At 69.8% G+C, this 21,126-nt stretch carries 19 protein-coding genes and 1 pseudogene; 9 read left to right on the top strand and 11 right to left on the bottom strand.

Annotated elements, in window-relative coordinates:
• Position 1: 1 nt before the first annotated feature.
• The 3 genes from ACFPL3_RS14390 to ACFPL3_RS14400 all read right to left on the bottom strand — a co-directional run bounded on the left by ACFPL3_RS14390 (position 2) and on the right by ACFPL3_RS14400 (position 3,107).
• Positions 2–862 (bottom strand): carbohydrate ABC transporter permease, encoded by an 861-nt coding sequence (locus ACFPL3_RS14390; RefSeq protein WP_343941850.1) that lies wholly within the window; start codon positions 860–862, stop codon positions 2–4.
• A gap of 327 nt (positions 863–1,189) precedes the next feature.
• Positions 1,190–2,074, bottom strand: a complete 885-nt coding sequence (locus ACFPL3_RS14395; protein WP_343941849.1) for an aldose epimerase family protein — start codon at positions 2,072–2,074, stop codon at positions 1,190–1,192.
• Positions 2,075–2,099: 25 nt separating this feature from the next.
• Entirely contained in the window at positions 2,100–3,107 is a 1,008-nt protein-coding gene (locus ACFPL3_RS14400; RefSeq protein WP_343941848.1) for an aldo/keto reductase, read from the bottom strand.
• Between the two features lie 127 nt (positions 3,108–3,234).
• Here ACFPL3_RS14400 and ACFPL3_RS14405 point away from each other — a divergent pair, with 127 nt between their 5' ends.
• The 6 genes from ACFPL3_RS14405 (at position 3,235) to ACFPL3_RS14430 (ending at position 12,251) form a co-directional block, all read left to right on the top strand.
• Positions 3,235–4,938, top strand: a complete 1,704-nt coding sequence (locus ACFPL3_RS14405) for an ABC transporter substrate-binding protein (RefSeq protein WP_343941847.1) — start codon at positions 3,235–3,237, stop codon at positions 4,936–4,938.
• A gap of 56 nt (positions 4,939–4,994) precedes the next feature.
• Complete coding sequence (locus ACFPL3_RS14410; RefSeq protein ID WP_343941846.1) at positions 4,995–5,936, top strand: ABC transporter permease; 942 nt, start codon at positions 4,995–4,997, stop codon at positions 5,934–5,936.
• Entirely contained in the window at positions 5,933–7,720 is a 1,788-nt protein-coding gene (locus tag ACFPL3_RS14415; RefSeq protein WP_343941845.1) for a dipeptide/oligopeptide/nickel ABC transporter permease/ATP-binding protein, read from the top strand. The genes ACFPL3_RS14410 and ACFPL3_RS14415 overlap by 4 nt, the downstream gene beginning before the upstream one ends.
• Positions 7,717–8,556 (top strand): ABC transporter ATP-binding protein, encoded by an 840-nt coding sequence (locus ACFPL3_RS14420; RefSeq protein WP_343941844.1) that lies wholly within the window; start codon positions 7,717–7,719, stop codon positions 8,554–8,556. The genes ACFPL3_RS14415 and ACFPL3_RS14420 overlap by 4 nt, the downstream gene beginning before the upstream one ends.
• Positions 8,553–9,578, top strand: coding sequence for a lactonase family protein (locus ACFPL3_RS14425; protein ID WP_343941843.1), 1,026 nt, complete (start codon positions 8,553–8,555; stop codon positions 9,576–9,578). The genes ACFPL3_RS14420 and ACFPL3_RS14425 overlap by 4 nt, the downstream gene beginning before the upstream one ends.
• Before the next feature lie 165 nt (positions 9,579–9,743).
• Complete coding sequence (locus ACFPL3_RS14430) at positions 9,744–12,251, top strand: hypothetical protein (RefSeq protein WP_379589114.1); 2,508 nt, start codon at positions 9,744–9,746, stop codon at positions 12,249–12,251.
• Between the two features lie 273 nt (positions 12,252–12,524).
• Here ACFPL3_RS14430 and ACFPL3_RS14435 read toward each other — a convergent pair.
• From ACFPL3_RS14435 to ACFPL3_RS14445, 3 genes and pseudogenes are all read right to left on the bottom strand, one after another.
• A pseudogene (locus ACFPL3_RS14435) lies at positions 12,525–12,605 on the bottom strand (hypothetical protein); the annotation flags it as partial.
• 98 nt (positions 12,606–12,703) lie between these two features.
• On the bottom strand, positions 12,704–13,744 hold the full coding sequence (locus ACFPL3_RS14440) for an aldo/keto reductase (protein WP_343941840.1): 1,041 nt from the start codon (positions 13,742–13,744) through the stop codon (positions 12,704–12,706).
• Between the two features lie 106 nt (positions 13,745–13,850).
• Positions 13,851–14,261 carry an NAD(P)-dependent oxidoreductase gene (locus tag ACFPL3_RS14445; RefSeq protein ID WP_379589193.1) on the bottom strand — a complete coding sequence of 137 codons (411 nt, stop codon included), beginning with the start codon at positions 14,259–14,261 and terminating at the stop codon, positions 13,851–13,853.
• 721 nt (positions 14,262–14,982) lie between these two features.
• Between ACFPL3_RS14445 and ACFPL3_RS14450 the strand changes: the two genes are divergently transcribed.
• Positions 14,983–15,123 carry a hypothetical protein gene (locus tag ACFPL3_RS14450; protein WP_343941839.1) on the top strand — a complete coding sequence of 47 codons (141 nt, stop codon included), beginning with the start codon at positions 14,983–14,985 and terminating at the stop codon, positions 15,121–15,123.
• A 58-nt stretch (positions 15,124–15,181) separates the two neighbouring features.
• A complete protein-coding gene (locus ACFPL3_RS14455) occupies positions 15,182–16,006 on the top strand; it encodes an MOSC domain-containing protein (RefSeq protein ID WP_343941838.1) in 825 nt (274 codons plus the stop codon).
• Between the two features lie 141 nt (positions 16,007–16,147).
• On the opposite strand, the gene ACFPL3_RS14460 is transcribed toward ACFPL3_RS14455, so the two are convergent.
• Entirely contained in the window at positions 16,148–16,546 is a 399-nt protein-coding gene (locus tag ACFPL3_RS14460) for a DUF5313 family protein (protein WP_343941837.1), read from the bottom strand.
• A 40-nt stretch (positions 16,547–16,586) separates the two neighbouring features.
• Here ACFPL3_RS14460 and ACFPL3_RS14465 point away from each other — a divergent pair, with 40 nt between their 5' ends.
• Positions 16,587–16,727: a hypothetical protein gene (locus ACFPL3_RS14465; protein WP_343941836.1), complete on the top strand. Its 141-nt coding sequence runs from the start codon at positions 16,587–16,589 to the stop codon at positions 16,725–16,727.
• A gap of 746 nt (positions 16,728–17,473) precedes the next feature.
• Here the strand turns inward: ACFPL3_RS14465 and ACFPL3_RS14470 are convergent.
• From ACFPL3_RS14470 to ACFPL3_RS14485, 4 genes are all read right to left on the bottom strand, one after another.
• Positions 17,474–18,247 (bottom strand): IclR family transcriptional regulator domain-containing protein, encoded by a 774-nt coding sequence (locus ACFPL3_RS14470; protein WP_343941835.1) that lies wholly within the window; start codon positions 18,245–18,247, stop codon positions 17,474–17,476.
• A 98-nt stretch (positions 18,248–18,345) separates the two neighbouring features.
• Complete coding sequence (locus ACFPL3_RS14475) at positions 18,346–19,596, bottom strand: MFS transporter (protein ID WP_343941834.1); 1,251 nt, start codon at positions 19,594–19,596, stop codon at positions 18,346–18,348.
• 121 nt (positions 19,597–19,717) lie between these two features.
• A complete protein-coding gene (locus tag ACFPL3_RS14480) occupies positions 19,718–20,641 on the bottom strand; it encodes an NAD(P)H-dependent flavin oxidoreductase (RefSeq protein ID WP_379589194.1) in 924 nt (307 codons plus the stop codon).
• A gap of 60 nt (positions 20,642–20,701) precedes the next feature.
• A complete protein-coding gene (locus ACFPL3_RS14485) occupies positions 20,702–21,124 on the bottom strand; it encodes a MaoC/PaaZ C-terminal domain-containing protein (protein ID WP_343941832.1) in 423 nt (140 codons plus the stop codon).
• Positions 21,125–21,126: the final 2 nt, after the last annotated feature.

The following is a 21,126-nucleotide window of genomic DNA, read 5'->3' on the forward strand; positions in this document are numbered from 1 at the left end:
ATCACTTCTCCTCGTAGTAGACCCATCGACGGGCCAGCCCGAAGTTGATCAAGGTGAACGTCGCGATGATCAGGAGCAGGACCCACGCCATGGCCGAGGCGTAGCCCATGTTCAGGTTCGTGAAGCCCTGTTGGTACAGGTAGAGCGTGTAGAACAGCGTGGAGTCCGACGGGCCGCCGGTTCCGCCGCTGACCACGTACGCGGGCGTGAACGCTTGGAAGGCCTGGATGATCTGCAGCACGACGTTGAAGAAGATGATCGGCGTGAGCATCGGGAACGTGATGGAGCGGAACTTCCGCCACGCGCCCGCGCCGTCCACGGCGGCCGCGTCGTACAGCTCCTGCGGCACCTGCTTGAGCCCGGCGAGGAAGATCACCATCGGTGATCCGAACTGCCAGATGTTGAGCAGTACGAGCGTGTACAGCGCGGTGTCGGGGCTGGAGATCCAGCTCCGACCGGCGATCCCGAAGAACGCCAGGAACACGTTGAGGACGCCGTCGTCGTCGAAGATCTGCGACCAGATCACGGCGATCGCCACGCTCCCGCCGAGCAGTGACGGGATGTAGTACACGGACCGGTACCAGGCGATCCCGCGCAGCCGCCGGTTGAGCAGCATCGCCACGGCAAGGGCGAAGCCGAGCTGAAGCGGCACCGTGAGCAGCACGTACACGAACGTGACCTTCACCGACTGCAGGTATCGCGGGTCGTCGGTGAACATCCGCACGTAGTTCGCGAACCCGACCCACGTCGGCGCCTGGAGCAGGTTGAAGTTCGTGAACGACAGGTACAGCGACCCGATCAGCGGGCCGGCAGTCAGCAGGGCGAGACCGACGAACCAGGGCGCGAGGAAGAGGTAAGCCACCCGGTCGCCACGTTTGCACCTGGGAGGTTCGACCGCTGCGCCGTCGGGGGTGGGACCGGCCGGAGGCGCGAGTCGGCCGGTGAGCTCGGTGCCGGTGGTCATCCGCGGCGCGGCTCGGGACGGGTTGGCAGAACGTACGGTTCGAAAACGTTTTCGAAGCGGGCAAAGATGTGCTCGACGCCGAACACCAGGTCATCCTTCCGCCTGACGGAAAGTTACTTTCGGAGGACGGTAGAGCGTTGGCGTGCAGCCGGTCAAGTGTTGTTCGCGGCGCCCGGGGCCAGGGGCGCTCCGGGGCGAAGCTGATCGGCGCAGACGGCTCGTTCGCTAGCGGAGCGGCGTAATGCAGAACGCATGCCTCGCCGTCGCGCAGGGGGCGAGCGCCAGCGTTCCAGGGCGCCGACCCCAGTGCCCGTCTTCCTCGCGAGGCGGGTTGCGGGTGATGGCGCCGTACCAGGGCTCGAGCGCGACGAACGGCGAGCCGGGCACGCTCCAGACCTGGAGGTACGAGGCCCCCGGGATGTCGAGTGCGAGCGCGCGCGTGCTCCCGTCTCCCGCGAGGACGACGCGGTCGGAGTTCAATGACCCGAGGCAGAAGGCACCGTCCGGGAAGAGCCCGTCCTCGAGCCTCAGCCGGCGCCCGTCGGGGGTGAACGCCGCCTCGACCGGCTCGCGTGGTCCGAACGTTCGCACCAGCTTCTCCGGCCCCTCAGGCGCCTCGAACGCGAGGTGATGGCCGGCGAACCCGGTGCCTTGCGCGGGGTCGACGGGGCAGGCGAACCGCGGATGCGATCCGACCGAGTAGAGGAGCGGAGTGTCGCCGGGATTGTCGACGACGTACTCGGTGACCAGGGTCGGCCCCTCCAAGGCGTAGCGCACACGCAGCCGGAACCGGAACGGGTAGACCGCGAGAGTCTCCGCTGTGTCCGTCATTTCGTACGTCACGCTGTCGTCGGTGCGGTCGACGACGTCGAAGTCGGTCTCCCGCGCGAACCCGTGCATCGGGATCTCGTAGGAGCGGCCCTCGAACTCGTAACGGCCGCCCGGCACGGTTCCGAGCAGCGGGAAGCACGTGGAGGTCCGCGCAGGACCCGGCTCCTCCGGCATCCAGAGGTAGTCGAGCTCCTCGTCCGCGAAGCGCAGGGAGTGCAACTCGGCTCCGTGGCTGTCGGAGACGAAGGCGACCTCGTCGTCGGCGATCGTGATGCGCATGGGGTCCGTCAGCCTGTCGAGCCGGCTACGCCCACGACACCGGACGGATCACCCGCGGATCCTGGTTCGGATAGAAGTGGTCCTCCGGCGCCGGGAAGATCCGGTCGATCTCGGCGAGCACGTCGGGGGTGAGCTCGACATCGACGCTCTGGACGAGCTCCTCGAGCTCCTGCACGGTGGCGGGGCCGATGATCGGTGCGGTGATTGCCGGCTGGGCCAGCTGCCAGGCCGTGTGGACCACTGCGGGCTTGTGGCCGAGGTCGTGGCAGAGCTTCGCGAACTCGGTCAGCTGCGGACGGTACGCCTCGACGTACCAGGCGTCGGACTCGTGGATCGGGTGATCGTCGGGCTTCAGCAGGTCCACCGCGAAGACGCCGCGCCGCAGCGGGCTGAACAGCAGGACGCCGATGCCCTGGTCGATCGCGCACGGGAACGCCTCGATCTCGGCGGCGCGGGTCAGCATGTCATACCGGTGCTGCGTGCTCACGAGGCCCATGAAGTTGCGGCGGCGTGCGACCTCCTGCGCCTTCATCAGCTCCCAAGCGTAGGACTGGCTGCTGCCGATGTAGTCGACCTTGCCGGCGCGGACGAGGCCCTCGAACGCCTCCCAGAGCTGGTCCCACTGCGCGTTGCGGTCAATGCGGTGCATGGCGAGGAGTTCGATGTGGTCGGTGCCGAGCCGGCGGAGGGACTCCTCCACGTGACGGCGGATCTTCCAGAGTGAGAGACCGTCCTTGGTGTTCGGGCCGTCGTAGTCGTTGTCGAACATGGTCCGGCCGACCTTGGTGCCGAGGAGGACCTTCTCGCGCCGGCCGCCCCCCTGTGCGAACCATCGACCGATGATGCGCTCCGTGTCGCCGCTGGTGCCGCGGCCGTGGTTTCCGTACACGTTCGCGGTGTCGAAGAAGGTGATGCCCAGGTCGAGCGCGGCATCCATGATGCGGAAGGCCTCGGCCTCGGGCGTGGCGGCAAGGTCCCCGGCCCACGATTCGTTGAATCCGAAGGCCCCCGTTCCGAGGCAGAGCCGGCTCACCAGGACGTTGGTGCTGCCGAGCGCTCGATACTTCACGTGCACCTCACAAATTCCATGATGCGGAAACAAGATTACGTATTGTGGACGTTAGCACGGCGGCGCTAGTCTCCCGAGACTGTCGATCGTCGTGGCCCGGCACGTCCACCAGGCAACCCGCGCGCCACCAGGCAACTCGCGCGACGGACGGACGCGCCGACGATCCGGGCACCCCCCGCGACCGCACCCCAACGGTCCTGACTGCATCCATACGAAGGGGTATGAATTGTTCCGCTTGCCCGTTCTGCGACGGTTCCGGATCGGGGCCGTCGTGGCCGCGATCGCTGTCGCGCTTCCCCTGGCGGCCTGCTCCACAGGCGGCGGCTCCTCCGACTCCGGTTCGTCGTCGGAGGCCACCGACACGCTGAACCTCGCCATCCCGCCGAGCGCGCTCACGTTGGATCCGGCTCAGATGCAGCCGACCAACAGCCGGTACATCTGGGGGTCGATCTACGAATCCCTCGCCTACTGGGATCCGCAGACGGGCGCCGTGACGCCCTGGGCCGCCAAGGGTTGGGCGTACTCGCCCGACGGCAAGACGCTCACGATCCAGCTGCGTGACGGTCTGACGTTCAGCGACGGCAGCGCGGTGCTGGCGTCGGACGTCGCGGCGACGATCAACCGAAGCGTCAACACGTCGGGCTACATCCAGTCGGTCGACACCGCGGTGGCGTCGGCGGAGGCGTCGGACGACAAGACGGTCCTCGTCCACTTCAAGTACTACGACCCCAAGTGGGTCTCGCTCATGGGTCGCGAGGTGGGCGTGATCGCCAAGGCCTCGAATCTGAACAGCCCGGACATCGCCACGAACCCCATCGGATCCGGCCCGTACACCCTCGACACCCAGGCGAGCGTCCCCGGCACCAAGTACGTCCTGCGCAAGCGCAAGGACTACTGGGACGCCGAGTCGTTCCCCTTCTCGACGATCAACGTCAACATCGTCAACGATCCGACCGCCCAGCTCAACGCCTTCAAGGCCGGTCAGGCGAACGCCACCATCGTCACGTCGCAGCAGGTGTCGGGAGCGAAGGCGGTGGAGGGCGCCACGGTCACGCAGGTCGACGCGACGACGGTGTACTGGCTGCTGTTCCTCGACAAGTACGGCAAGTCCTCGAACCCGGAGTTCAAGGACGTGCGGGTGCGGCAGGCCGTCAACTACGCGCTCGACCGCGACGGCATCGCCAACAAGCTCCTGCAGGGGCATGCGACCCCGACCGACCAGGTCTTCTTCCCCTCGCGAGACGTTTTCGACAAGGACCTGGAGCAGAAGTACCCGTACGACCCCGCGAAGGCGAAGGAGTTGCTGGCTCAGGCCGGCTACCCGAACGGCTTCACCATCGAGATCCCGAGCAGCCAGGCCACCCAGCAGTTCGAGCCGACGCTGTCGCAGGAGCTCGGAGCGGTCGGCATCACGCTGAAGTGGGTGCCGATCCCGGAGAGCCAGACCGCCAGCATCATCCTGACCGGCCAGTACCAGCTCTACCTGAAGCAGTCCGGCATCGTCTCCGACCCGTACACGGCGGCGCTGTACTTCACGCCGGATGGCGGCACGGTCAATCCGGAGAAGTACACGGACCCGACCATCACGTCGATATACGACAAGATCACGACGACTGTCGATCCGAAGCAGTCGATCGAGGTCTACAAGGAACTGAACAACTACGCGGTCGATCAGGCACTCGCAGCTCCGGTGACGATGACTGCTGCGCTGTGGGCGACCTCCCAGGGCGTCACCTTCGTCGACCGAGCCGGGCTCCCCTCCGACATCCGACAGTTCGGCGTCGCCGGCAAGTGACACGCCGACGGGCCGTCGCGACGTGCGACGGCCCGTCGGGAAGAAGGAGTTCCCCCGTGCTTCTCTATGCGCTCCGGCGACTCGGCATCGGCGTCGTACTCGCGGTCCTGGTGACGTTCATCACCTACCTGCTGCTCAGCACCTCCTTCCGAGACATGGTCTCGACGCTGCTCGGGCCCGACGCGACCCCCGACTCCGTGACCGGGCGGCTGCACGACCTCGGCTACGACCGGCCCCTGGTGGTGCAGTACGGTGACTGGCTCGCTCACGCGGTGCGCGGCGACCTGGGTACGTCGCTGTTCACCAGCCAGGCGGTCGCGCCCGCCGTCCTGTCGCACATGGTCGTCACGATGTCGATCGTCCTGCCGGGCCTCGCCATCGCGCTGATCCTCAGCGTGATCCTGGGTGTCTGGGCGGCATCGCGCAGCGGCGCGCCCGACCGGATCGCGCAGGGCATCTCGCTCGTGGGGCACGTGGTTCCCGCGCTGCTGACCGCGATCGTGCTCGTGGTCGTCTTCGCCGTCGAGCTCAAGATCTTCCCGGCCACCGGCTACGTCCAGTTCGGCGACAGTCCGGTCGGCTGGCTGCGCAGCACGACGCTCCCGGTCGTCGTGCTGGTCGTCGCGGGCATGGCGGCCATAACGGCGCAGGTCCGCGGCTCGATGATCGACGAGCTCGGCAAGGACTACGTGCGGACGCTCCGCACCGCCGGTCTGCCCTCGTGGTCGATCGTGCTGAAGCACGCGCTGCGCAATGCGGGGAGCCCGGCCCTGACGGTGACCTCGCTGCAGTTCATCCAGCTGTTCAGCCACTCCGTCATCATCGAGAACGTCTTCGCCCTGCCGGGCTTCGGCTCGTTCGCCTTCACCTCGGCGCAGAGCATCGACGTGCCCGTGATCATGGGCGTCACGATCGTGAGCGTCGTGCTCGTGACCGTGGTCAACCTGATCGCCGACATCGTCAACGGCTACCTCAACCCCAAAGCGAGGCTGCATTGACCACGCTGATCCCGGATCCGGCCGACCAGCAGATCTCGTCGGTGCCGCGCCGATCGGTGTGGCGGCAGCTGCTCCGCGACCCGCAGGCGATCATGACGGGCGTCATCATCGTGCTGCTGTCCCTCTTCGGCCTGCTGAGCCCGCTCATCTCGCCGCACGATCCGAATGGGGCGAGCCTCGACGCGATCAACGCGTCACCCGGCACGGCCGGGTACCTGCTCGGCGGCGACGAGAGCGGGCGCGACATCCTGTCGCAGCTGTTCTACTCGCTGCAGACGAGCGTCGTCTCGGCGGTCATCGGCGCGGGCGTCGCCCTCGCGGTCGGCGTCATCGCGGGACTCGTCGGCGGGTACTTCGGCAACGCGGTGCGCAGCGGGACCGAGTGGCTTTTCAGCCTGATCCTGACCTTCCCCGGCCTCATCACGCTGATCGTGCTGCTCCCGCTCACGCACGGTGACTACCGCTGGACGATGCTCGTGCTCGGCGTGCTCCTCAGCCCGGGCACGTATCGGATCGTGCGGAACCTCGTGCTGGGGGTCAAGAAGGAGCTCTACATCGACGCCGCGCGTGTGTCGGGTCTGAGCGACATCCGCATCCTCGGCCGCCACGTGCTGTATGCCGTTCGCGGCCCGATCATCGTCAACACGGCATTCCTCATGGGAACGGCCATCGCCTCGCAGTCCGGTCTTGCCTTCCTGGGCGTCGGGGCGAAGGACGTGCCGAGCTTCGGCCTGATGATCCACTCCGGCTTCAACAACATCGACGCGGCGCCGCTGCAGTTCGTGTGGCCGTGCGTGGCGCTCGGGGTCTACACGGGATGCATGGTCCTGTTCGGGAACTCCCTCCGCGACGCCTTCAGCGGCCCGCGCCCGAAGCGCCAGAAGCCGGCGCAGGGCCTCCGGCTCGCCGCGACCGCGGCGCCGACGTCGGCCGTGGTGGACGGCGAGCGCGTCGACGAGCCGATGCTCGCGGTCGAGGACCTCGGCATCTCGTTCCCGGGCTCGACGGGCCCGCGCGAGGTCGTCAAGGGCGTCAGCCTGACCGTCGACCCGGGCGAGGTCGTCGGTCTCGTCGGAGAGTCGGGCTCCGGCAAGACCCAGACCGCGTTCGCCGTGCTGGGCGTGCTCGCCCCCGAGGCGCGCGTCACCCGGGGCTCCGTCCGCATCGAGGGGCGCGAGCTGGTCGGCCTCTCCGAGTCGGAGCTCCGGTCGCTGCGCGGGCGGGTCGTGTCGTACATCCCCCAGGAGCCCATGTCGAACCTCGACCCGTCGTTCACCGTCGGGGCGCAGCTCACCGAGCGGGTGCGGCGCACCCTGAAGGTGTCACGGCAGGAGGCCCGGCAGACGGTGCTCGACCTGCTCGCGCGCGTCGAGATCCCCGATCCGCAGCGCGTCTTCAGCTCGTACCCGCACCAGATCTCGGGCGGCATGGCGCAGCGCGTGCTGATCGCCGGCGCCGTCGCGAGCCGGCCGCGGCTGCTCATCGCCGACGAGCCGACCACCGCGCTCGACGTCACGGTGCAGGCCGAGATCCTCGACCTGCTGCGCGGCCTGCAGAAGGAGTTCGGCATGGCGATCCTGCTCGTCACCCACAACTTCGGCGTCGTCGCCGACATCTGCGACCGGATCGCGGTCATGCAGGGCGGCGAGATCGTCGAGACCGGCACGACGCGGGAGGTCTTCCACACACCGAAGCATCCGTACACACGCGGGCTGCTCGACGCCATCCTCGACGAGAGCGCCCCCGACGGTGACAGCGCGCGCACGATCGGCGCCGCGCGATGAGCGCGCTGCTGGCGGTCGATCAGCTGCGGGTGCGGTTCGGCACCCGCCGCCGGGGCACCGAGGTGCTGCACGGCGTCGGCTTCGAGATCGCCGAGGCGGAGACGCTCGGACTCGTCGGTGAGTCCGGCTCCGGCAAGACGACGATCGGGCGGGCCGTGCTCGGACTCGTGAAGGCGAGCGGCGGGAGCATCCGCTTCGACGGGCGCGACATCACGTCGGCGAGCCGTCGCGACCGCCGAGAGCTGGCGAAGGAGATCCAGGTCGTCTTCCAGGATCCGTACAGCTCCCTCAATCCCGCCATGGCGATCGGTGACATCCTCTCCGAGCCGCTCCTGCTGCAGGGGGTCTCGCGGCGCGACGCGCGTGCCCGGGTGCGGACGCTGCTCGACCAGGTCGGTCTCCCCGTCGACGCGGCGGATCGTCGGCCGCAGGAGTTCTCCGGCGGCCAGCGCCAGCGCATCGCCATCGCCCGCGCGCTGGCGCCCGAGCCGCGGCTCATCGTCTGCGACGAGCCGGTCTCCGCGCTCGACCTCACCACGCAGGCGCGAGTGCTCGACCTCTTCCGGGAGATCCAGCAACGCACGAAGGTCGCCTACCTCTTCATCTCGCACGACCTCGCGGTGGTGCGGCACATCAGCGACCGGGCGTGCGTGCTCTACCGAGGCGACATCGTCGAGACCGGGCCCGTGGGGCAGGTGATCTCGCACCCCGAGCACGCGTACACGCAACGGCTGATCCTGGCGTCGCCGGTGGCCGATCCCGACCGGCAGGCCGAGCGCCGTCGTCAACGCCGCCAGCTCCTCGACAGCCTCGAGCCGAGTGGGGCGAGCGCGTGAGCGCCGCGCGGACCCGCCGGGTCGTCGTGGGGTCCGCCGACCGGACACCGGCCGGCGGCGGACGACTCGAGGTGCTGGCCGTGACGACGGGGGACGACGGATCGGTCGCGGTCGCCCTGACCGACACCGTCGCGGCCGGTCCGGTCGCCTTCGTCGCCGAGCACCCCGCCCTGCCGATCGTCTACGCGGCGAGCCAGGGTACGGGCGAGGGTGTCGTGACCGGGTATGCGCTGTCGGAGCCGGGCGTGCTGCGCGAGCAGAGCGTGGGGCGAGCGGCCGGCGGCCCGGCTCACCTCGCCGTGTCGGGCGATGGGAGCCACCTGCTGACGGCGGACTACGGCACCAGCTCCGTGACCCTGTACCGGCTCGACCCGGACGGGACGATCGCCGGCCGGGTCGACGAGCTGCGCTTCGAGGGTTCCGGACCGTCGCCGCGCCAGGAGAGTTCGCACCCCCACCAGGTGCTCGAGGTCGAGGGCGCGTTCCTCGTGCCGGACCTCGGCGCCGACGTCGTGCGGCGGATCGAGGTCACGGCCGAGGGCGTGCTGCGGGAGACGGATCGGTTCTCCTGCCCCGCGGGGAGCGGACCTCGGCACGCGATCGCGGCGGATGGTCTGCTCTATGTCGCATGCGAGCTCTCCGGCGAGATCCGGTGGGACGACCTCGGCCGGCCGGCCGGCTTCGAGCGCGTCATCGCGTCGTCGCTCACGGGGGCCGACGAGGTCATGCCCTCGGCGATCCGGGCGGGGCGCGACACCATCCTCGTCGCGAATCGCGGTCCGGGCACGGTGCTCAAGGCGGCGCGCACGCCCGACGGCCTCGTCGATCCGCGCGAGTCGGAGCTCGGCGGCACCTGGCCGCGCGATCTCGTGCTCGACGACGACCTGCTGCTCGTCGCCGACAATCGCGCCGACGCGGTGAACATCCTCGACGCGGGCGAGCATGCGGTCCGTGCCTCGCATGCGGTCTCCGGACCGACCTGCGTGCTCGTGGTCGGGGAGCGGCCGCCGCGACCGTCGTGACCGGATGCGCATGTTCACGGAGGTGGGGCGGCGCGTGCTACCGCACGCCGCCGGCGCCGGGAAGGCGATCATCGCTCCTCTCAGGACGACAAGGTGCTCGAGATCGTGCGGCGCATCGGACTGCCTCGCTCAGCGGAAAGGGAATCAATGCCGACCTCCTTCACCGTGACCGATGACGAACTCGCTGCGTCCCCGGTCGTCGCCTGGGCTCGCGACCTCCTCGCGGCATCGGGCCCCGGGCCGTCGGCGGCGATCGTCCTCGGCCTGGACCGCGACCTCCACCCGGAGGGGTTCCGGCTGCGGCGCGCTCACGACGGCGCTGTGACGATCTCGGCGGGGGGCCCTGTCGGCGCTGCCTACGCGGTCAGCGACATCGCCGACCGCATCCGGACGGCCCCGGACCCCTCCGCGGCGCTCGATGCCCTCGACGACGTCGACGAGGAGCCTGCCGTCCCCGTGCGCGGGATCCTCCGATCCTTCTCGAGCGACCGGCTCGACCAGGACTGGTTCCGCGACGAGGCCTTCTGGACGGAGTACCTCGACGAGCTCGCCACCCAGCGCATCAACTGGTTCCAGCTCGCTCTCGGGATGCAGTACAACTACTCGCACGAGATCGACATCCGCGACAACTACCTCTGCTTCGCGTACCCGTTCCTCGTCGACGTCCCCGACTGGAACGTCACGGTCGAGGGCCTGTCCGCCGAGGAGCGCGAGGCGAACCTCCGGGCCCTGCGCTTCGCCAGCGACGAGGCGGCGCGGCGCGGCATCCACTTCCAACTCGGTCTGTGGATGCACGCGGCCGAGCCCGACATCGTGCCGAGCCCCCATCTGCGCTACCCCATCCACGGTCTGACCGGCGATGACGTCGCGGCGTACTCCGCCCAGGCGCTGTCGACCGTGCTCGCCGCGTGCCCGAGCATCGCGGGGGTGACCTTCCGGGTCCACTACGAGGGCGGCGTTGCCGAGGACATCCGCGGGTCGTTCTGGCGCACCGTCATGGAGGGCCTCCGCGATGTCGGGCGGCCGATCCTGATCGACATGCACGCCAAGGGCGTCGACGCCGAGCTTCAGGAGATCGCCGCCGGCACCGGCCAGGCGGTCATGCTGAGCGCCAAGTACGCGGCCGAGCACCAGGGTCTGCCGTATCACCAGACAACCATCCGCGACCTCGAGCGGGCCCGCCCGAGCGACGACGACCTCCGGCAGGTGACCCAGGGGGCGCGCCGCTTCACGCGCTACGGGTACGGCGACTTCCTCCCGGCGGACCGCGAGCACGATCTGCTCTTCCGCATCTGGCCCGGCACCCAGCGGCTCCTGCTGTGGGCTGATCCGGTCCTGTTCGCCGGCTACGCGCGCGAGAGCACGATCGCCGGCGCGCTGGGCGTGGAGCTGTGCGAGCCGCTCACGTTCCGGGGGCGGAAGGACACGGCGGGCAACGGCCCGCGCGACCTCTACGCGGACCCGGAGCTCGCCATGGGCACCGCGGACTGGAAGAAGTACCGCTACGAGTACCGGCTGTGGGGTCGCCTGCTCTACGACCCCGACGCGTCGCCCGAGACGTGGCGGCGGTGGCTGCGCTCGATGTTCGCCGACGATGCGGCGCACGTCGAGGAGGCCGTCGGGACGGCCGGGCGCATCCTGCCCCTCATGACGGTCGCGTTCGACATCGCCGCGGACAACCAGTCGTACTGGCCCGAGGTGTTCCTCGACATCCCGCTGCTCGGGATCGCCGACGAGGACTGGGCGAGCTCCGAGGTCCCGGCCCCGCACGCCTGGGGGTCCGTCAGCCCCCTCGACCCGGCCATGTTCGACACCACCGACGAGTACATCGCAGGCCTGCTCGCCGGCTGCGCCACCGGCAAGCACACGCCGATCGACGTCGCGGGGTGGTTCGACGAGCTCGCGGCGACGGCCGCGGCCGCGCTCGACCGAATCGCGGTCACGGGCGACGCCCTCGAGACGCGCCGGGTCACGATCGACGTGAAGGTGCTGATCCAGCTGGCGCGGTTCTTCGCCGCGAAGTTGCGTGCCGGGGTCGATCACGGCATCGCGATGCGGACGGACGACCCCCGGCGTCGGAGCTCGGCGGCGCGGCACGCCGCCTCCGCCTCCGACGCGTACGAGCGCATCCTCGAGATCGTCGACGGGGTGTACGCCGACGATCTCGGGTTCGGTCTCCGCCGGCCCCAATACGGGCACTGGCGCGATCGCGTACCGGCCATCGACGCCGACGCGCGCGGCCTCGCCGAGCTGGCGGCCGCTGCTCCGCGGTCGGCCTCGAGTGCGGCCGCACCGGCGCCGGAGCCGGCCGCGACACCCGCTGCGCCCTCGATCGTCGTCGACGTCGCGTCCGTGCTGCGCCCGGGGCACGAGCTCCCGGTGCGGATCGAGGGCGCCGAGTCGGGCGCGCACATCACGCTCCACTACCGGCACCTGAACCAGGGCGAGGACTTCGTCGAGACGCCGATGACGGAGGGCCCCGGCGGGTTCACCGCGACGATCCCGGCCGACTACACGCGCTCGCCCTACCCGCTTGTCCTGTTCGCCACCGTGCGCGCCGCCGACGGCGGGGCGGCGTGGGTCATGCCCGGACTGCGCGGTTCGCTCGCCGACCGGCCCTACGTGCTCGTCGACCACCCGGACGCAACGGGCAGGTGGTCGCCGCACAGGTGACCCGGTACCCGCTCCGGCTCCGGCCGGCGACGGGCCGTGCGGCGGTGCGGGGTCGGTCGACCGGGTCAGCGCCGACGGCCCGGGCCACCTCGGCATCATGGTCGGATGCGCCCCCGGCGATGCCGAGACCGCTGAGCAGCTTCCTGTCGAAGCGGATCGGCACGCCACCCTTGATATTCGCGAGCAGATCACCGTCCCGGCCGGCAGCGCCACGGCGAGCTCGCCCCGCATGTATCCCGTCGCGCGCCGGGTCGAGGCGGCCATCTGCGCCTTGCGCCGGCTCGTCTCGACGCTGTGCGGGGTGATCCCGTTCGCGCGCGCGTAGACGACGAGGGCAGGCGCTCGGTCGACGATTGGTCACCGAGACAGGCAGGACATCATCGAGCGGCGTGACGCCGGTCAATCCGCCGGCAGCCGGCCGACCACGCGGAACCTGCGGCTGACACCGAATCTCACGCCCACGAAAGCGGCCGCATCTCCGGAGCCGGACCGCCGTAGAAGTGGCCGACCGGGGCTGGGAAGATTCGATCGATTTCCGCCATCACCTCGTCCGAGAGCGAGATCTCGACGCTCTCGACGAGCTCCTCGAGATCACGGACCGTCGCCGGCCCGATGACCGGTGCCGTGACGGCAGGATGCGCCAGCTGCCAGGCGAGCGTCACGTTGCCGACCCGGTGGCCGAGGTCGTGGCACAGCGTCGCGTACTCCGTCATCTGCGGGCGGTGCGTCTCGATGAACTGCACGGTCTCGTCGTTGAGGGGACGATCGTCCGGTTCGAGCACGTCGACCGCGAGCGCGCCGCGACGCAGCGGACTGAAGAGGAGGATGCCGATCCCCTGATCGATGGCGCAGGGGAAGGCCTCCAGCTCCGCCTCGCGGCTGGTCATGTCGTACCGGTGCTGCGTGCTGATCAGGCCCATGAAGTGGCGCTTCTGCGCCGATGCCTGAGCCTTCATGAGCTCCCACGCGTAGAACTGGCTCCCGCCGACGTAGTCGACCTTGCCGGTGCGCACGAGGCCCTCGAAGGCTTCCCAGATCTGATCCCACTGGGTGCGGTGCTCGACGTAGTGCATCTGGATCAGCTCGATGTGATCGGTCTGCAGGCGTTCGAGCGAGCCCTCCACGTGACGCCGGATCTTCCAGAGCGAGAGTCCATCGCGGGTGTTCGGTCCGTCGAAGTCGTTGTCGAGCATGACGCGGCTGACCTTCGTCGCGAGGAAGACGCGTTCACGACGGTTGCCGCCCTGGGCGAACCAGCGCCCGATGATCCGCTCGCTGTCGCCTGTCGTGCCGGGCCCGAAATTGCCGTACACGTTCGCGGTGTCGAAAAAGTTGATGCCGTACGACAATGCGGCGTCCATGATTCGGAACGCCTCTTTCTCGTCGGTCGCCCCCCAGTTGCCCGGGGCGGCGTCGCTCCGGCCGAAGTTGCCTGTACCCAGGCACAGGCTGCTGACCAGCACGTTCGTGCTGCCAAGAGGGCGATACTCCATGATTCTCCTTCGAATGAATTCGGGTAGACGGAAAAGAATTCGCGGTATGCAGAATCTATCAGGCGAGAAGGAGGTGTCCGGCCGGCGGTCTCGGCCCGAGGGCGGCCTAGTACCCCGCGGCCTTGTCGACGATGTTGACCAGCTCCTCGCCGTGCGCGAACCGCCCGAGGTTGTCGATGAAGATGTCGGCGCCGCGGCGCAGGGTGGCCTCGGTGGTGGCGCCGTTGTGCGGCGTGCAGATGGTGTTGCGCGCCGTCCAGAACGGGCTGTCGGCGGGGAGCGGCTCCTCGCCGAAGTTGTCGAGACCGGCGCCCGCGATCCAACCCTCGTCGACGGCCCGGAGCAGGGCGGCGTCGTCGGCGATCCCGCCGCGAGAGAACACGATGAAGAACGCCGTGGGCTTCATCGCCCGAAACTCTTCCTCGCCGAGCATCCCCCTGGTCTCCGGTGTCAGCGGGGCGGTGACCACGACGAAGTCGCTGCGCGCCAGCAGCTCGCGCAGGCAACTCGGCGGCAGTAGCTCGTGCCCGGCGCGGTCGCCGCCGCCGGCGGTTCACTGCGTAGGACGCGGCATCGGAGTACGGCGGTGTCGGCGTCGCCCGAGGTGTCGAAGTATCGGCTGTTCCTCAGCGGTCGGGCCGCGATCTCCGCGCAGTCCTCGACCTGGTCCCGCATTGCTCGGCGGCTCGTGCGTCTCGACCGGTGTGGCTGCTGCTCCCTGGAGGGCCGGTGGGGCGTGCTGTCGGGGGACCGGGGAGGCTGATCGTGGAGAGCCAGCCTCGCGGCTGTGATCTGCGCTACTTCTCCGGTCGAGACCCGGAGAAGGACTGGCCTGGGAGGGGAGAAGGCAAGACACCTGGAAGGGGAGCCGAGCCGGTCATGACCGACTCCCCCGAGCTCTCCGTCTCCCCACTCGCGCGCAACTGCTTCGGCGCAGAGGCCGTCGTCGACGTCTCGTCGCTTGCCGCGGCCGGCTACCGGGAGAACGCCGCCATCACCCGGGGGCTCGTGGCGACCGCGTCCGTCCCGGAGGGCCTCGCGTGGTGCGATGCCCATCCGGACGCCCTGGCGGACGGCGGCTACCGGGTGTCCAAGGCGGCGACCGTCCTCCACATGCTGGCCACCGCCGCGACCGTCGCCGCCCGGGGCATCCGCGTCAACTGCACCTGTCGGGGCGTGACGAGAAGCCGATCCTCGAGGACTCCCGCGCCGGGCTCGGCCAGGACTTCCTGGACCGGATGCCCAAACCGCTGGGGCGGGTCGCGGAGCCCGCCGAGCAGGCGGCCGTGCTCGTCTTCCTGGGCAGCCCGGCCGCGGGGTACGTCACCGGAGGTGATCTGTGTGGACGGCGGGAACGTGAGCGGCCGGCACGCCCGTGACCTGGGGGTCGATGCTTGACGCTTGACGGGCGACCCGGCGTCTGATGGCGTCCTACCCGTGCGGATCGCGACGATGTGGCGCTACCCGGTGAAGTCGATGCTGGGGGAGCGGGTCGACGAGGCGCGCCTGGACGCGGCGGGGTTCGCCCACGACCGCGGCCTCGCGCTGATCGACTCGACGACGGGCATCGTCGCGACGGCCAAGCACCCGCGCCTGTGGCGGTCGCTGCTCACGTACTCCGCCGCGGTCCGGGACGGGCAGGTTCTGGTCACCTCGCCGGCGGGGTGGACGCGCGAGGCCACCGCGGCAGACGTGGACGAGCTGCTCTCCGAGGCGCTCGCCCGGCCTGTCCGGGTCGCCTCGGACCGCCCGGACGGGGCGTCGGTCGAGCGGCCCGACCCGGAGGACGTGCTCGACCACGGGGTCGAGGCGGTCGTGCCGGCGGCGACGCTGGAGATCGGGCAGGGCACGCCGGGAGCCTCGTTCGTCGACTACGCGCCGGTGCACCTGATCACGAGTGCGACCCTCGAGGCGGTGGGCGCCGAGCAGGTCCGCTACCGCCCCAACCTCGTCGTGGAGACACCGCCCGGCACACCGGCGTTCGTCGAGAACGACTGGATCGGCCGCACGCTGCAGGTCGGCGACCCGGACGGCGCCGACGGCCCGACCGTGCTGCGGATCGCGTTGCCGACCCCGCGCTGCTCCGTGCCCACCCTCGAGCACGGGGAGCTGCCGCGGGCGCCGCACGCGGTGCGCACGGTGATGGCGAACAACCGGGTCGAGGTCCCCGGGTTCGGGGTCCGCCCCTGCGCCGGCTGCTACGCCGAGGTCGTGCGGGCCGGCACGGTACGGGTCGGGGACCGGGTGACACTCGGCGGGTAGGGTCGCCGGCGAATCCCTCGAGGCCGTCGACCGGAGGCGCTCGACGTGTTCCGGGCGATGGCCGCGACCCGGTGGGACGTGTTCGAGCGGCTACGGGTGCCCAGCAGGAGTGGCTGGTCGTGTGGTGGTGACGGGGGGTCCTCAGGCCTCCGGCGCGCGGTAGCGGGCCGCGTACCGCGCCGCTGCCGCCGCGCGCTCGTCGGCGTGCAGCTCGTGGCGTCCCGCCTGCGCCGCGCCCGGCGGGAATCCCGCCTTCCGCACCCGGTGCTCGACGGCCTCCTCCATGGTGAACAGCGCGTACTGCAACGCGACCAGCCACCCGAGCAGCACCGCCAGCAGCCGCACCCAGAGCGGCCCGGGGACGAGCAGCAGCACCGGTGCCGCGACCAGGCTCATCTGTGCGAAGGCCCGGGCGAAGTGGCGCAGCTGCCACGTCCGGCAGGTCGCGTCGTGCAGCACCCAGGCCCGGAAACGGGGAGGAAGGCCGCCACCCAGCGCGTACCAGAACCAGCGCAGCGGGCCCGGGCGTACCACCTCCACGAACGTCACGTTACCGCCGCCGGCGTTGCCGGGCAGGCGGGTGGCGGACCTCTCGGGCGGGGTGCCCGAGGAGTCCGTGCTCGGCCTGATGGGGCAGATCAACGAGGCGGCCCGGGCGCTGCACCGGTTGCCCCGCCGTGCGTGGCGGCGGTCGACGGCCCCGCGGTCGGGGCCGGGATGAGCCTCGCGCTCGGCCGGGACATCGTCGTCGCCTGGGCCGCGGCGACTTGCGCACGGTCCTCGACCTGGTCGTGCCCCGGATCAGCGCATCCAAGGCGTCGGCCGGTCGACGCGGTTGAAGACCGCACATAGTGCGGAGCCGTATAGCGGTACTGTAACGACCTGCTCACTCAGAGTGAACACCATTACGCGTCGCCGGCGGCTGTCCCGGCGCGAGGTTGAGAGTTCCGCCGGGAGGGGTCGAGGAGGACTGGGATGCCTGACTTGGCCGATGCGGCTATGCCTGCTGATGTGGCCAAGCAGCTCGCTGAGCTGTCTGGCGCGCTGGACCGGCAGATCCCCGCCAAGACTCCGACCAACCTTCCGGTGGGCACGTGGAACGTGCGTGCGTTCGACCAATTCGCCGCCAAGTGGCGGTCGGCATCGGGGACTCGTCGATCCGCGACCGCAGCAACGTCGCGAGCATCGCCGAGGTGGTCCGCCGGTTCCCTGACCAGCGCCGGTTCAGGCCTACCTGGAGCAAATCTGGATCACGGTGTCGGGCGGGGCGAAATGGGGTCGCGTACTGCTCCAGGTCGACGGTGTGGTTTCGGTCGCTACAGGTCGGCTCGGGTCGGTACAACTCGGCCGGCAAGGGTCGGCCGGCCACTCGTTCGTGACGAATCGCCGGAGTGAAGGGGTCGCGAGCAGCGGGGCCATCCGAGGTATGGCTTGGTCCGACGAGCGACGGTACAACGGCGTGCCCCGCTACATGTGGGCGTGGCGGAGGTCGGTCTCGATCTGGGCCGCGGTCTCGTGGAGCTCGGGGAGCATCTTCTCGACGAAATCGTCAGGGGTGGTCCGGGACGTGTGCGAGGTGATGTTGACTGCTCCGATGATGCGACCGTCGCTGGCGCGCACCGGGGCGGCGAGCGCCAGAAGGCCCAGCTCCAGCTCTTGGTCGACGAGGCACCAGCCCTGTTGGCGCACCCGCGCGAGCCGCTGCCGCAGCGCCTTGGGGGTGGTGATCGTTCGTGGCGTGATCGGCTCCAGGGGGACCTCGGCGAGGTAGGCGTCAACGGCGTGCTCGTCGAGGTGTGCCAGCAGCGTTTGTCCGATCGATGTCAGGTGCGGCTCCATCACCGAGCCGACGGCTAGTGACGGCCCGCTGATGCGCTTGATCTGAGCGCGCACCAGGTAGACGACTCGGTTGTGCTCCAACACCCCGAAGGAGCAGGACTCCTGCAGCTTCTGGGCGAGCGGTTCGAGCCGTGGCTCGACCAGCCCCGGTAGTGGGTCTGAAGACAGGTAGGCGTAGCCGAGCTCGAGGACGGACGGCAGCAGCATGAACCCGCCGTTGCGGCGGGTCACGTATCCGAGCGACTCGAGGGTGCCGAGGATCCGGCGTATCACCGCGCGGTCGAAGCCGGTCCTACGTGCGAGCTCGGAGATGGAGACCGGGCCTTCGGTGCTGGTGAAAGATTTGAGCACTGCGAGCCCGCGCTCGAGTGCGCGCATGCTCGGCGCGGCTTGCTCCACCACCGCAGTCTCCTACCTTCGCGTTCCGCTGTGTCGGCACGGCGTCAGTGTCTGGCGTCGTGTCTTGAGCGATCCGCAGGATAGGCGAGACCCGCTCGGGCTCATGGCACCACGGAGGTGCTCCGCGGTGGTGTGGGTGCGGTATCGGTGGGGCGTGTCTCGCGGATCGCGATTCCGACGACCAGGGTCAGCAGGCACGCGCCGACCACGTAGCTCGAGACCGGCCAGGACGCACCGCCGGCGGCGACGACCAGTGCGGCAGCGACCAACGGGGTCATGCCGGCGAACAGGACCGAGCCGAGCTCGCGGCTGACCGAGAACCCGGTGAACCGGTTGCGGGCGTTGAACAGCTCCGCCAGAAGCGCGCCCTGCGCACCCAGCATCAGCGGCACACCGATCCCGACGCCGCCGACCATCGCGAGGATGACGCCGACCGGTCCCGAGTGGAGCAGCCAGAAGAATGGGAACGCGAACGCTGCGGAGAACACCGAGCCGCCGATGATCACGGGGCGTCGGCCGATCCGGTCCGACAGTCCTCCCGCGAGCGGGACCGCGACGATCGCCACCACGGAGGCGATGGTGAGTGCGAGAGTGCCGGTGGATCCGGAGCCACCCAGCTGCTGGGTCAGGTAGCTGAGTGAGTAGGTCTGGTACGCGTAGGTCGCGGTGAACGGCCCGGCGACGACACCGATCACGATCAGGACGCTTCGCCACTGGCTGCGGAACGTGGTGAGCAGGGGCGAACCGACGATCTCGTGGTGTTCCTCGGCCTCCTTGAACTCGGGGGTCTCGTCGAGCCGCAGCCGGATGAAGAGCCCGACGGCCACCAGCGCCACGCTGATGAGGAACGGGATCCGCCACCCCCACGCCAGGAACGCCTCGTCGGGCATGCTGGCGAAGAGCCCGAAGATGCCCGACGAGAGCAGCACACCTACGTAGAGTCCGGAGCCTGGGATCGCGCCGAACAGGCCCCGCCGTCGGGGGGATGCGTACTCGGCGGCGAAGACGGTCGCACCGGCGTGCTCGGCGCCCGCTCCCAGGCCTTGGAGCAAGCGCAGGATCACGAGCAGCACCGGTGCCCACACCCCGATCGTGTGGTAGTCGGGGACGAGGCCGATGCCCGTCGTGGCCACACCCATGAGGATCAGCGTGGCGACGAGGGAGGGCTTGCGACCGAGCCGGTCGCCCAGGCTGCCGAAGAGCACCGCGCCGATCGGCCGCGCGAGAAAGCCCACCCCGAACGTGCCCAGCGACAGCAGGGTGCCGACCGCGGGGTCGTCGGCGGCGAAGAAGATCTTGTTGAACACGAGGGCTGAGGCCGTCGCGTAGAGGAAGAAGTCGTACCACTCCATGGAGGAGCCGACCAGGGAAGCGCCGACGACCCGCCCGAGGGGGCGATGACCGGGAACTGCGTGTGCCGATTGCACTGTTCGCACACTCCTTCGTGTGTGGAGACCGGCTGAGGGCGGGCCGTCAGCCGGCCTGGGAGAGCGGGAAGGCCGCCAGCTGGCGGTGAGCGATTACCGCTGCCTCGTCGACGATGCGTGTGAGCAGGTCGCGACAGGTCGCGATGTCGTCGATGAGGCCTTGCACCATGCCGACGGTCCAGATGCCGTGCTCGGTGTCGCCGAGCTCGTAGACCTTGCGGCCTCGGGCGCCGGCGACGAGCTCCCGCACGTCGTCGAACGTCCCGCCGTCGGTCAGGACGGCGACGACCTCCCGGCTCACCGTGTTGGACGCGACGCGGGAGGTGTTGCGCAGTGGTCGCAGGATGAGCTCGGTGTCGCGTTCGGATGCGGCCACGATCGCGGCTTTCACGTCGGGGTGGACGGGTGATTCGACCGTGCACATGAACCGGGTGCCCATGCTGATGCCGTCCGCGCCGAGCGCCAGCGCTGCCATCAGCCCGCGCCCGTCGGCGAAACCGCCGCAGGCGAGCAGCGGCACCTCGAGCTGACGGGCGGCGGCCGGGAGCAGCACCAGGCCCGGCACGTCGTCCTCGCCGGGGTGACCGGCGCATTCGAACCCGTCGATCGTGACGATGTCCGCGCCGACCGATTGGGCCTTCAGGGCGTGTCGCACACTCGTGCACTTGTGGATCGTGGTGATCCCTGCTGCGCGGAAGGCGGCGATGTGGTCGGCGGGGTTGGCGCCTGCGGTTTCCACGACGGGTACGTGCTCGGCGATGATGACGTCGCGGTAGCGCTCGTACGGCGGCGGGTCGATCGCGGGGAGGATGGTGAGGTTCACCCCGAACGGCCGGTCGGTCAGCCGGCGGCAGCGCTGAATCTCGGCGGCGAGCGCTTCAGGGGTCGGCTGGGTCAGCGCACTGATGATCCCCAGGCCGCCGGCCTCGGACACGGCGGCCGCGAGCTCGGCGGTCGCGACCCACTGCATTCCGCCCTGTACGACGGGGTGCTCGATCCCGAGCAGCTCGGTGATTCGGGTCTGCACAGCTCAGCCCACCTTCCTGCAGCGCACCATGAAATCGCTGCGTCCGTGTTGGACGATCTCGTCGTGCTGGTTGATCAGCTCGAGCTCGCGGGTGACGACCCCCCGGTCGCCGCGCCGCGTTCGGCGCAGCTCGGCGATCCGCAGCCGGGTGAAGACCGTGTCACCGACGCGCAGCGGTCGATCGAATCGCCAGTCACTGAAGCCGAGCAGGGCGACGGCCGAGCCCTCGAACATCCCGGTGCGCTGCACGAGTCCGGTCGTGATGGCCAGGCCGAGCGCGCCGTGGACGATGCGCCCACCGAACTCGGAGTCCGCAGTCGCGAGCGCGTCTGTGTGCACCCCGTTCCAGTCAGCGGACAGCATCGCGAAAGTCACCAGGTCGGTCTCGGTCACCGTTCGGCGGGCGGTCTCGAACTCCTGACCCACGG

The organism is Pseudonocardia zijingensis (genome assembly GCF_042657305.1).
Classification (GTDB): domain Bacteria; phylum Actinomycetota; class Actinomycetes; order Mycobacteriales; family Pseudonocardiaceae; genus Pseudonocardia; species Pseudonocardia zijingensis.